Source organism: Nocardioides marmoriginsengisoli (assembly GCF_003725695.1).
In the GTDB taxonomy this organism is placed as follows: domain Bacteria; phylum Actinomycetota; class Actinomycetes; order Propionibacteriales; family Nocardioidaceae; genus Marmoricola; species Marmoricola marmoriginsengisoli.
The window spans coordinates 1,103,256-1,115,125 of the sequence record NZ_RJSE01000007.1; the positions used below are offsets into that span (position 1 = coordinate 1,103,256).

An 11,870-nucleotide genomic window follows, 5' to 3' on the forward strand; every position below is an offset into this window, starting at 1 on the left:
GGGTGTCTGTGCCCGCACTCGCGCCGAGTTCGCTGTCAACGGAAACGAGCTGTTCCTTGAACCTCGCGAGGTTCGGAGGGACGCAGACGGCGGCTCGTCGTGAAGCCCGTACACCCATTCGAACTACACGAAGATTCGTCGCCGCTCGTCACAGTGTCGACGTGAAGGACGGACCCAATGAGCGCTTTTGACAACTGCCCAGACCCACGAGAGGGCGCAGGTGAGACACCGTCTATGGTGATGCCAGGCTTGATGATGGAGGTCCCTCTCACCGTCTCCATGCTCTGGGAACGGATGCACACGGTGAACGGGGCTAGCCGGGTCGTCACGCTTCGTGACCCTGAGTCCGGGGGAACATCGGACGTGAGCTTCCGCGACGTCGCGGCTCGCTCGTCCCAACTCGCCCATGCCCTCGGGAGACTTGGCATTGTTCCTGGCGACCGCGTTGCGAGCTTGGCGTGGAACAACCAGCAGCACTTCGAGACTTATCTCGGTGTGATGGGGATGGGTGCTGTTCTCCACACAATGAACCTGCGTCTTCATCCCGACCAACTCGCGTGGACGGTCAATCATGCCGAGGACCGCATCATCATCGTCGATGCCTCGCTCGTCGACCTGATCTCGGCTGCCCTTCCCAGACTTCCCACAGTTGAGCACGTCATCGTGGTCACCGGCCCTGGGGAGGAGCGGTCCACGCTGGCGGGCACTCTCGACTACGAAGAGCTGCTCGCGGCTGAGTCGATGAACTTCCCCTGGCCAAGCATCGATGAGCGCTCAGCCGCCTCGCTTTGCTATACCAGCGGGACCACTGGCGACCCCAAGGGAGTCTTGTACTCCCACCGTTCGATCGTCCTTCACGCGTTGGCGATGACAGGCGTCGACCAGTACGCACTTAGTCGCCACGACCGGGCGCTTGCCCTTGTCCCCTTGTTCCATGCGATGGCATGGGGGATGCCATTCATCAGCGCGGTGATCGGCAACGACCTCATCCTTCCGGGCCCACATCTGAAGGCCGAGCACGTCGCCAGGTTCATCGACCGCGAACGAGTCACATGGTCTAGTGGAGTTCCAACTCTGTGGACGGACGTATTGCATTTCGTCACGTCCCTTGAGCGTGGGTCGGACAACGTGGAACTCTCAACCCTACGCATGATCCTTTGCGGTGGCACGACAGTTCCCGAGCACCTGATGCGCGAGTTTGATGCCCGTTTCGGGGTCAGCATGATCCAAGGATGGGGGATGACCGAAATATTCCCGGGCGCAACCGTCGGAGCAGACGAGCCTGGCCCTTCGGAGGATGAACGTTGGAGCCGGCGTCGCGCGGCTGGCCGAATCTCGCCGCTCTACCAACTTCGTGTAGTCGACTCCGGCGGCAAGATTCAACCCCACGACGGAGTGTCTGTCGGAGAGATCCAGGCCCGCGGGCCGGTGGTGACCGGCGCCTACTTCCGGGCACCGCGCGGTACAGAGGACAAGTTTGACGCGGGGTGGCTGCGCACCGGTGATATCGGCACGGTCGACTCCGGCGGTTGGGTTCGCATCACCGACCGGGCGAAAGACGCCATCAAGTCCGGCGGCGAGTGGATCTCTTCTCAGGATCTCGAAAACGCGATTATGGCGCACCCAGCAGTTCGAGAAGCGTCAGTCGTCGGGATTCCAGATGAGCGATGGGGAGAACGGCCGCTGGCGTATGTCGTAGCCGGGGCCCCTGTCAGCGACAAGGAGATTCAGGCGTTCCTGGGGACGCGGGTGGCCAAATGGTGGATCCCCGACCTCTACGAATTCATCGACGCCATCCCGCGTACCAGCACCGGTAAGTTCGACAAGAAGGTGCTTCGCGCAATGACCGGACGCCACAGTTGAGTTTGCCGAAGCGAACAGCGCGGCCCTTGAACATTTCCCGCACAACGTCGTGTGATTCCCAAGATCGGCCGCACGCTTCGCACTCGCAGATGCCGCCGCTGCCATGCATCGCGCGGCGGATCACACCCAGTTCGGGTCGACCGTGCTGAACCTTGAACGCGCAGCACCCAGCCCGAATGAAAGGAAACGCCATGCCAATCGCCTTTGTCATCACCGGCGCAAACGAACTCACCGCGGTAGAGGCAAATAGCCCAGAGGTGCCTGTGTCAGGACACGCGAGGGTGGAGATCACGTTTGCCGGGATCTGCTCCTCCGACATCGACGCGTACCGCAAGGGCTACCCCTATGCGCCGACCCTCTCGGGACACGAATGGACCGGAGCCGTCGTTGCCATTGGCGACAATGTCAAGGACCTCGCCGTCGGAGACCGCGTCGCGCGTACCTGCCAACCGGCGTGCGGAGACTGCCGCATGTGTCATGCCGGGCACCAAGGACTTTGTGACTTCTTCTCGTTAGGTACGCTGCCCACGGCACCGAACCACGGTGCCTACGCCACGCACATCCAGGTCCCCGCCGGCAGTCTCATCAAGCTGCCCGACAACGTGACGGACCAGCAGGGAGCGATGGTCGAGCCAGCTGCCGTCGCGTTCCATGCAGTCAGGCGAAGCAGGGTGCGGGCAGGGGACACGGTACTTCTGATCGGAGCCGGAATCATCGGACTGTTTGCTATGCAGCTCGCCCGGCAGTCGGGCGCAGTGAACGTCATCGTGATCGAACCGGACGAGCGCCGGCGTGGAGTGGCGCTGGCTCTTGGAGCGACAGCAGCTTTCGCGCCGGAGGACGAAGAACTGCTTCCAACGTTGCTCGGATTGTCTGGGGGACGTGGCGCAGATATCGCTTACGAGTGCGCCGGTCTTGGGTCGAGCCTTATGACAGTGGTCAAGTTCCTGCGTCCAGGAGGGCGACTGGTGATGATCAGCGCACCGACGGCACCTGTGGAGGTGATCCCGGCCATGTGGACGAGCAAGGAACTTGACATCCAGACATCACGAGCCCACGCCCGAGATGAATTCGACGTTGTCGTTGACCTGTTCGCGAAGGGAGTCCTTCGGACGACCGGGGTTATCACTGAGATCGTGGCGCTCAGCCAGCTTCCCCAGGTTTTCGAGGACATCGCGGCGTTCGCCAACGCCCACCGTGTCCTGGTGGACCCGAGGAAGTAATCGGAATCGCGGCCGCTAGAGGTTGGAGCGGGCTAACTTGCGCGTTTCGCTCCAGCACGGTGGCCAGACTCTCTTGGCCGAACGCCACCGCACCAGCCCTGCGTGCTGGAGGTCGTTGCCGAGGTAGCGGGGCCCTCGGCCCTTTCGTCGCGCTGCTCGGCGAGCTCCGCGCCGACGACCTGGATTATCGAGTCGCGGTCGGAAAAGTCCCTCACGACGTCAGCCCTGCGGCGGATCTCGCGGTTGAGGCACTCGTTGGGGTAGTTGGACCAAAGGAATTCACTTCGCGCATCTGGGCGGAGTCGTACCCACCGCTCCCGAGTGTTTCGAATCGCCACCGGCACGGTCGACCCGTACTGGGTGCGATTCGCCGAAGCGGCAGGCAAAGATGACGCTGCCCGGCTCGAGCAAAGGTCACCCCTGGGCGCCCGTGTGGTCGTTGTGGGTGGAGGGTGTCATGGCGGAGATTGCCGTCCTCGGCAGGTCCCTCGGCGCTGACAGAACGATCGTCGAGGCAGGGAACGTTCCCCTTGAAGTGAAGAAGGTTCCGCAGACCGGTGTCCTTTGGTGCGCGGATGCGGTCTTCGGCGCGGGCGCGCTGTCGGTGCCGGACCTTCGTTCAGACAAGCAGTTCAGCGGGAACCGCGGCGTCCAGCTCCTCAAGAGTCCAGAGGGCGTGCGGATCGCCATTCTTCAGGATCGACGGACCGTCGACGACGTGCGTCCAACGCGTGACGTTCGAGCCGCCGACCGCGAAGACTTCGCCTGTCACGTCCTTGGCAGCGTCCGTACACAACCAAGTCAGCATGGGAGCGATGAGGTTTGCCGGCGGCAGATAGAAGCTCCCGAAGTCGTCTTCTGCGACCCCCTGAGCACGCAGCGCCTCGTCCATCTCGACCTTGTAGAGATCGAAGGTGCGGGTGCCCGCACTGGGCGCGTAGGAGTTGAAGGTGAGGCCACTACCGCGGTACTGATTGGCCAGATCGTGCGAAATGCCGATGCTGCCATTCATGACGGCAGCGGCGACGGCGCTCGCCTGCGTGCCACGGGCGATTTCAGAGGTAGCGAACAGCATCCGTCCCCAGCCCCGCTCGACCATTAGCGGCACGGCGGCTCGGGCGAGCCAGAACTTTTGGCCCAGGTACAGGTTGAGCATTTTGTTCCATGCCGCGTCGTCAGCCTGGATCCCGGCGAGGGCGCCCTGCACGACCGCTCCCGCGTTGGCGACGACGATGTCACATGCACCGAACGCATCGACCGCGGTCTGGACCGCATTGACGCATCCAGCCGGCTCGGCAATCGAGTCGTAGCTGGCGACTGCTGTGCCGCCGGCTTCCCTGATCTCGGCGACGGTTCTGTCAGCTGCCTCCGAACTAGCGCCCTCACCAAGAACGCTGGTGCCTAGGTCGTTAACGACCACGTTCGCGCCTTCGGAAGCTAACCGGAGTGCAAGGTCCCTGCCGATCCCGTTTCCACTACCCGTCACGAGGGCCGTGCGGCCCGTCAAGCGATCACTCATTGCAACTTCCTCACACACTCGTGGGCCCGGCCGGTGTCGAGCTCGTCAGCGCCAGGTCCAAGTCCTCCGCATACAGCGAGGCTGGCAACCCGGCACGTTCGAGACTGGACCATGACGAGACAAGATGTCTCCTTTGCTGTGACAACCTGCGACTGTGAACTCGGGCTTCGGCTTGAACCAGAACATTGTTTGAAACAATAGTCTAATAGAGGTGTGAACCAATTCGCAAGCGTTTGAAGCGCGTGTCCGCCGAATGACGTCGGTGTATCGATCCGCCGCGATTGGGTCGAGGTGGCGTCGCGTCGAAATCAGTCGGGCAGCGGAGCTTCGGCGGGAGCACGCTTGACTGCTTCAACACCCTCCTCGCGCCCGCCGCGGTCGGGTACGAGTCCCCCGTCGCCACGGTTTCGCCGGTGCCTGCCTTGAGTTGCCAGCTCTGGTGCGGCGTCGCGCAGATAGGGCAGTCGCATCCGCTTGAGGACCGCGAGGAGTTCCTCGGGCAGCCCGGGTGCGGTCGTGGTGGTGGCCGGCTTGGGAGGACGCGCGGTCGCTGTGGTCGTCACGGTCATCAGTACTCCTGCCTGGTCTCGAGGTCGACGTCGACGTGGGTGTCGAGGTCGGGGCGGGTGCCGAAGCTGGCCCAGGAGCTGGTGCCGGGTTGCACGGAGTGGTCCTCGTCGGCGACCACCAGGGACGCGACCGAGGCACCGCCCGCGCGGTGGTGCACGAAGCGAACAGGTCACCTTCGGCGAACCGCCCCGCCGCCGCGACACCCAGTGCGGCGTCGACCGGTTCGGTCCCGACCAGGGCGGCCAGCTCGAGCGCGGGCATCTTCGACCGGACTCGGGCCGCGCCGACGGCGGCGGCCTCGACCAGCCAGGAGTGCGCACCGGGCCCAAGCGCGAGGAACGCCTTCTCCTCACGGTTGCGGCCCTTGGGCTGCGGCGGCTTCGGTGACCCGTCGGGCTGCTGCGGGTGATCGGGCTAATGGGACAGGTCGATCCTGGGGCTCCCCGGAGTCGACAACCGGTGACGCGCGACCTCGGTCAACCCAGCCTCCAGGTTGGCGGTGATGACGAGCTCGCTCGACGAAGGAGGAGCCCAACTCTGTCCCTGCGGCATCGCCACGGCTACCCCGTAGCACTTCACCGTGGCCTCCGGTTAACATCCACATGCCCACCTCGGAGTTCCCCGCCGAACCTCCGACGGGTACGCACCGCACCCGGCCCACATCCACCAGATTGGAGCCGGTAAGCCCTTAAGGGACGTACCTACGCTGGTTCCTCGCGTACTCCTCTTCATCACGCTCGCCGAGCCCACACCATCTGGCAGTACTGGCGCGTCCCGGCTTTGTCAGGGCTGCTCCCACCCGCTCCGACATCTCCCGGCGCACGGCTGTCCTCAGCTTCACCGCCCTGCTACGACAGGGACAGCGGCGAAGGTCTCTCACCTCCACTCAAATCGTCAGCGCCTCACGGCGTGAGTGGATCCGGGCTTAGCTGCCGGTGCCCGCGCAGCAACCGCCCGGGCCGCCGCCACCAGGGCGGACTCCGCCTCTCGATGGGCCATCCGGCGCGCGTTTAGCCATTCTTTGTGCAGTTGCAACTCTGGGCGCAGCGTTCCGATCTCCTGCCGGACGTGCGCCGGACCGCAGCCGCCCGGCTCCCGGCGGGTAAGAACCACTTGGAGGGGGTCCAGGACGGCCGCAACGTCGACAGCCCCGTCACGCAGCAGGTTGTCTCGGCCGGTGACAACCGCGGCGGCCTCGTCGACCGACTCAGTAGACAGCCCACGCCCGGTCGCGAGGCTGGTCGCCACGGCGCGGCCGACGATCCGGTAGCTCGTCCGGTAATCCACCCCGGTGCAGCGAGTAATCTCGTCAGCCAGGTCGGTAGCGGCGGTCTGCTCGTCACGAGCACCGCGCGCCAGGGCCTCATCGTCCAACTCCAGTCGCTCCACCACCGCTCGGGCCAGCGCCAATAGCCGGGTGGCGAGCGCCAGCGAGGAGGTCACCTCGCCGTAGGTGTGAAGCCAGTTATCGGTCTGGCCGGACGGCGTGCGGCACGTTGTTAGCAAGCCGGTCAACCGACCGACCAGCGTGCTCGCCCCGGCCCTGATCACGGCCAGCGCATAGGGGTTGCGTTTCTGCGGCATCAGCACCGAGGCCCGGCAGTGTGAGGCGTGGATCCGCACCAACCCGAAGCCTGGGCTTGCGAAGATCTGCAGGTCCTCGGCTAGGCGGGAAGCGGTCAGGGTGGCCTGGACGGCCACTGTCAGCGCATCCACGAGCCCGTCGAGGTTCCACATTGTGTCCCTGGTGTTGCGGCCCACAGCTGAGAATCCGAGGAGGTCGGCCAGGCCGGTGCGGTCAAGGCCCATGCGGGTCCCGCCCACTCCGCCCGAGCCTGCGGGCGAGACATCGGCCCAAGCGTATGCTGCCCTCAGGCGCGGCAGGTGTCGCACGGCCTCCTCGGCGAAGCTGGCCAGGTAGTGGCCGAAGGTCGAGGGCTGCGCCGGCTGCAGGTAGGTGAGGTCGGACCAAACGACCTCGGCGGCTGACTCCGCCCGATCCGCCACCGCGTCCGCGAACGCCGCCACGGCGTCGCCGAGGTCGAGGAGCTGGTCGCGCAGGGACAGTCGGAAGGCGATCCGACCAGCCTCGCGGCGGGTGCGGCCGAGGTGGACCCAGCCGGCGAGGTCGCCGGCGCGCCTGACTAGCTCCTGCTCCCGGCTGTTGTAGGCGTCGCCTAGCCGGACGTCGAACGGGAAGTCCGCCACGCTCACTTCACCGAGGTCGAGCAGTTGGGTGAGCAGGGCGGGCGCCGCTGCATCGGGCAGTAATCGCTGTCGGTCCAGGGAGATCACGTGTGCCAGGTCGGCGAGGTGAAGGCCGTGGTGCAGCATGTCGGCGTCGCCATGCTCAAGCCGGTATCCGGCTTCGACCAGTTCCGGTGCCGGCCCTTCGGAAATGCGTCCCGAGGTGCCGAGATAGCCCTCGGGGATCGCGGGGGTCACAGTGCAATGTCCTTCGCGAACAGAGTCGGGGCACCTCCGGAGACAAGGAACACCACCGGCCCCTTCTCCTGGCCGGTCCTCACACTCTCGACGAGCGCAGCCATGGCTTTGGCGCCGAAGCACGGATCGAGAAGTACCCCTTCCGTCCTGGCCACGAGGGCCGCCGCGGCCTGCCCCTCATCCGAGGAGATGCCGTATCCCGGACCGATCCAGCCGTCGCGTACGTCGACCGAACCAAGGTCTGGCGCGGGCAATTGGAGCAGCCCCGAGGCAGCGGTGGCGAGGTCATGCACCCGCTTGGCGCACTCGGCCACGGGCCGACTGACACTCACGCCTACCACCCGGTCCAGCTCACCGGTCGCGGTCGCCAGGACGACCCCCGCCTGAGTGCCACACGAACCGGTCGCCAGCCAGACGCCGGGAGCCTGCAACCCGACGCGATCCGCCTGCTCGCGGATCTCGCGGGCACCGAGGTAGAAGCCCACGCTCCCGAGCGCCACGGCACCGCCGCGGGGAAGGACAAGCGGCCGGTGAGACCGTCCCTCCAGCTCGGCGGCGACCTCCTCGATGAGGGCATCCACCGACGTCCGCGCGAGGTCGCCAGAGAACCTCACTGTGGCGCCGGTGAAACCTTGAACCAGGCGCAGGTTCCCCGTCTCGTCCGACGGACGATTGCCGTAGAAGCACAGAACCGACGCCATCTCGCAGCGCCGCGCGCTGAGCGCCGCCAGCATCGACCAGTTGGAGTGCGGCCCGGACCCCGTCACGAGGACGTCGCACCCACGGGCGAGGCCGTCGCCCAGGATCAGCTCGAGCGCACGCACCTTTGTGCCGCCCAGGCCGATCCCAGTGAGATCGTCGCGTTTGAGCCAGATCGGGACACCCAACTCCTCCGACAGCCGGGGGGCATCGCACAGCGGAGTTGGCAGGCACGCGAGCCGCACCCGCGCCAGCCGCTCCAGCCGCTCCTCAAGGGTGTCCGCACCCATCGGCCCCGCCTCCCGTTACTCCACCGACGCTGAGCCGGCCCGTTCGCGCCAGCACGGCGTCGATGAAGCGGGGAATTGAGCCCAAGGCCCGGTCCGGGTCCAACAGCCGGTCAAACTGGGCCGCGTCCAGCGCCAGTCCCGGTGCGGAGGCCACCGCGGACTCCAAAGCCGTCCGGAGGTCGACGCCGCGCTCGCGACCCTCGAGCGCCGCCCGGTGCACGAGCATCTGGGCCGTGTGCTTACCGATGTGGTCCGACAGGGCCCGCATCACCGGCCCGGACATCGGGTAGCCGCCTAGCCGGTCGAGGTTCGCGCGCATCCTTTCGGCGTCCACCTCGAGCCCTTCCAGCAGCCGGACCGCCGCAGCGACGCTCGCAGCTGCGTACATGCAGGCCTCGGGGAGTATCAGCCACTCGGTTTTCCACGCCCGGCCGTCCCGTTCGTGCCCGTGGACCAGTCCCTCCAGTGCCAATGACGCATCAGCACGCACCAGCCGCGCCAGCGTGTTGACAAGCTCGGAGAGCTCGGGGTTGCGTTTGTGCGGCATCGTGATGCTGCCCACGGTGCCCTCTGCGAGGGGCTCGCGCAGCTCACCGATCTCCTCACGCTGGAGTTCGTACACCTCGTCGCCGATCTTTGCGACGGTCCCGGTCACCAGCGCTAGCAAGGACACGAACTCGGCTACGCCGTCGCGCGCGGTCAGCCACGGAAGGGCCGGTACGGCGAGCCCCAGCCGGTCGGCGAAGGCGACGGACATCGACTCGGCCTCCGCACCCCAAAACTCCATGGTGCCCAGACCGCCGCCGATCTGCACCAACTCGCGCCGGGACCTGCCTTCCTCGAGCCGGTCGAGGTGCCGGTCGAGCTCCGCCGCCCACACGGCCGCCTTGAAACCGAACGTGATTGGAAGCCCCGGCTGTCCGTGGCTGCGGCCACACATGACCGTGTTGCGATAGCGGCTGGCCAGCGCAGCAGCTGCTCCGCGGGCACGATCGAGATCGCGCCGAAGCACCGTCGTCATGGTCCGCATCACCAGGGCGAACCACGTGTCGGTCAGGTCCTGAACCGTTGCGCCGTAGTACACCCACCCGCCAGCCTCCTTGGGGAGCACCTGCTGGAGCATCTGGATAAGTCCCATGGTGGAGTGACCGGTTTCCCGCGTTCGAACGCCGAGCTCGGCCATGTCGGGACGCCATGTGGTCACCGTGCGACGGATCGCCTCCGCCGCGGCCTGCGGAACCATGCCGACATCCGCCTGCGCCTCGGCGAGAGTTGCCAGAATGTCCAGCCAGGCGGATGTCCGGCCACCGTCGGTGAACAGCGCGCGCACCTCGGGCGAGGCCCACAGGTGGCCGTACACCTCGGAGTCAGTCAGGTGCGCACTCACGGGACCTCGATTCTCCCGACTCACACGGTCCGGGCCGCGCCGAGGTGGCCGTCTTCGGCGACGGGGCCAAGGTCATTGAGCAGACGCAGGGCGAGGCGCACCTCGTCGAGGGTCGAGCCCCAAGGAACGACCACCACATCCTTGTGACGTTCGACGCCGCGCTCCAGCATGCAGCACTTGGTGAGGACGCGACCGATCAGGTGGTCCGTGGCCCGGAGGCTCGGGCAGAAGTCCACCTGCTGTGCCTCGCTGCCGTAGAAATGGCGGTGGAACTGCTGCGAGCGAGCGCAGCCCACCAACAGCCAGTCCTGTCGTGCGGGGGGGTGGGTGTCGAGAAAGGCGACGTCACCGGGCAAGTCGACACCGGAGCCCCGGCACGGGAGCAGGTAGGCCGGGGCACGATGCTCACGAGCGAGCTCACGGAGGTCGACGGCGTCGAGCACGAGATCTATGGGCGGGAGATCTTCGTCGAAGTCGATAGCTGCGCGGGCCATCTCGTACAACTTCGCCGGCTCGGGTGGGATGACCTCCGTGACGGTGACCCGCACCGGCTCGGGACGCCATATGACGTTGACGTGCTCATAGCGACCCTGCACGGCGTAGGCGTCAACATTCGGGCTCAGCACTCGGTCGACTGCGTTGGCGAGGGCAGTCGCGTTACCGACGTCGATCGTCGCGTCCTCGAGCCAGGTAGTGCGGCCAGGGCCGGCGAGGACCCGCAGTTCCACCACCGGCGCGAACAAGGGCAGGGTGTCTGCGGTTCGCACCTCGACCAGGGCCAGCCGTGCGTCGTTGCGCAAGAGCAGCCACCGGGTGCGCCGGTACACCTCGCGGCCCATCAGATAGGTAGTCACCGCGTCGGTGTCGTCTAGGTCCACTGCGACGTCTTGCAGGGACAGCCCGCGGTATGGACGCGAGATCGTGTTCGGGTCAGGCAGCGCTATCACTGGGGTCATCAGCGCGCAGCGATTGGCGACCCGACGAGCGCCGTGTCGGCGCGTAGACCCAGCCGGAGTGTCTCCAGGGCGACGAGGTCGTCGGGGGCGATGTTGCCGAGATTGACCGAAGGTCCCAGCGACCGGATGAACCAGGTCTGCTGTGTCTTCCGGGGAGCCTCGAAGATCATGCGGTCGACGGGTACTCGCGAGGTCAGTTTGGCGATCAGGTCTTCGCGCACGTGGCCGTCGGCACCGTAGAGACCCACCGTTCCGCTCTCGCGCCCCTCCGCGATCACCCAGGCTGCGCCCGACTCAAGGTCGCGCTCCATCTCTGCCGCCCAGGCGGTGGCAAGTACTGGGGGGCGATCGTCCTTACATCCGACCTCGGCGAGAACCGTGAAGTCGGCGCTAAGGGTGCGGATCAGCTGGCTCTTTCGGTCCGCGTCCAGGGCACACAGGCCGTTGGAAACCTCAATCATGGAGACGCCGATTTCGAGGGCCCAGGCGCGCAGCTCATCGACCCGGTTTTGGACAGCCGCGATCTCCAGGAGAGTGCCGCCCAAACAGACTGGGACGCCCGCGCGTGCGTAAGCTTGCACGCGGCGAGGTGCCGAGGAGTCGATGTAGGCGATCCCCCAGCCGATCTTGGCGATGTCGACAAGGTCCGCGTGACTTTCGAGCAGGTCGCGAGTGAACGCAGCACTAAGCCCTGTGTCAAGCATGTGCGTTAGTCCCGCGTCACGAGGCTTCGCTGAGCGACCGGGAACTGCCAGGAACGAGGGTGGATGCATCCCATCGCCTCCTCTGTATCTCGACTTGTCACGCGTGATTGACGCTGACTCAACTGGAACGGTAGGCCCGGTCGCCCCTGTCCGACCCCGGCACGCGAGGGCGAAGAATCTCCAGTTCTTCGTCTTCGTGGGATATGGGTCGATC

Annotated in this window: 11 protein-coding genes; 2 read left to right on the forward strand and 9 right to left on the reverse strand. The window is 66.1% G+C overall.

Annotation, left to right across the window (positions count from 1 at the left end; all coding sequences use genetic code 11):
* Positions 1–177: 177 nt before the first annotated feature.
* Positions 178–1,863, forward strand: a complete 1,686-nt coding sequence (locus EFK50_RS13890; protein ID WP_221177385.1) for a long-chain fatty acid--CoA ligase — start codon at positions 178–180, stop codon at positions 1,861–1,863.
* A gap of 191 nt (positions 1,864–2,054) precedes the next feature.
* The gene (locus EFK50_RS13895; RefSeq protein WP_183407821.1) at positions 2,055–3,086 is read left to right on the forward strand and encodes a zinc-dependent alcohol dehydrogenase; all 1,032 of its coding nucleotides are present in this window, start codon (positions 2,055–2,057) and stop codon (positions 3,084–3,086) included.
* A 32-nt stretch (positions 3,087–3,118) separates the two neighbouring features.
* Here EFK50_RS13895 and EFK50_RS22980 read toward each other — a convergent pair whose 3' ends face one another.
* The 9 genes from EFK50_RS22980 to EFK50_RS13935 all read right to left on the reverse strand — a co-directional run bounded on the left by EFK50_RS22980 (position 3,119) and on the right by EFK50_RS13935 (position 11,725).
* Positions 3,119–3,430: a transposase gene (locus EFK50_RS22980; RefSeq protein WP_221177386.1), complete on the reverse strand. Its 312-nt coding sequence runs from the start codon at positions 3,428–3,430 to the stop codon at positions 3,119–3,121.
* A 275-nt stretch (positions 3,431–3,705) separates the two neighbouring features.
* Positions 3,706–4,605, reverse strand: coding sequence for an SDR family NAD(P)-dependent oxidoreductase (locus tag EFK50_RS13905; RefSeq protein WP_123228124.1), 900 nt, complete (start codon positions 4,603–4,605; stop codon positions 3,706–3,708).
* 308 nt (positions 4,606–4,913) lie between these two features.
* Complete coding sequence (locus EFK50_RS22500; RefSeq protein WP_221177387.1) at positions 4,914–5,174, reverse strand: hypothetical protein; 261 nt, start codon at positions 5,172–5,174, stop codon at positions 4,914–4,916.
* Complete coding sequence (locus EFK50_RS22220) at positions 5,174–5,332, reverse strand: hypothetical protein (RefSeq protein WP_183407822.1); 159 nt, start codon at positions 5,330–5,332, stop codon at positions 5,174–5,176. Before EFK50_RS22220 ends, EFK50_RS22500 begins: the two co-directional genes overlap by 1 nt.
* Before the next feature lie 737 nt (positions 5,333–6,069).
* Positions 6,070–7,620 (reverse strand): lyase family protein, encoded by a 1,551-nt coding sequence (locus tag EFK50_RS13915; RefSeq protein WP_123228125.1) that lies wholly within the window; start codon positions 7,618–7,620, stop codon positions 6,070–6,072.
* Positions 7,617–8,609 carry a 1-aminocyclopropane-1-carboxylate deaminase/D-cysteine desulfhydrase gene (locus tag EFK50_RS13920; RefSeq protein WP_123228126.1) on the reverse strand — a complete coding sequence of 331 codons (993 nt, stop codon included), beginning with the start codon at positions 8,607–8,609 and terminating at the stop codon, positions 7,617–7,619. The genes EFK50_RS13915 and EFK50_RS13920 overlap by 4 nt, the downstream gene beginning before the upstream one ends.
* Positions 8,590–9,996 (reverse strand): 3-sulfopropionylcysteine synthase XcbD, encoded by a 1,407-nt coding sequence (gene xcbD / locus EFK50_RS13925; RefSeq protein WP_123228127.1) that lies wholly within the window; start codon positions 9,994–9,996, stop codon positions 8,590–8,592. Before xcbD ends, EFK50_RS13920 begins: the two co-directional genes overlap by 20 nt.
* A 20-nt stretch (positions 9,997–10,016) precedes the next feature.
* Positions 10,017–10,952, reverse strand: a complete 936-nt coding sequence (locus tag EFK50_RS13930; RefSeq protein ID WP_425454384.1) for an XcbA family protein — start codon at positions 10,950–10,952, stop codon at positions 10,017–10,019.
* Positions 10,952–11,725, reverse strand: a complete 774-nt coding sequence (locus tag EFK50_RS13935) for a phosphosulfolactate synthase (protein WP_123228128.1) — start codon at positions 11,723–11,725, stop codon at positions 10,952–10,954. Before EFK50_RS13935 ends, EFK50_RS13930 begins: the two co-directional genes overlap by 1 nt.
* Positions 11,726–11,870: the final 145 nt, after the last annotated feature.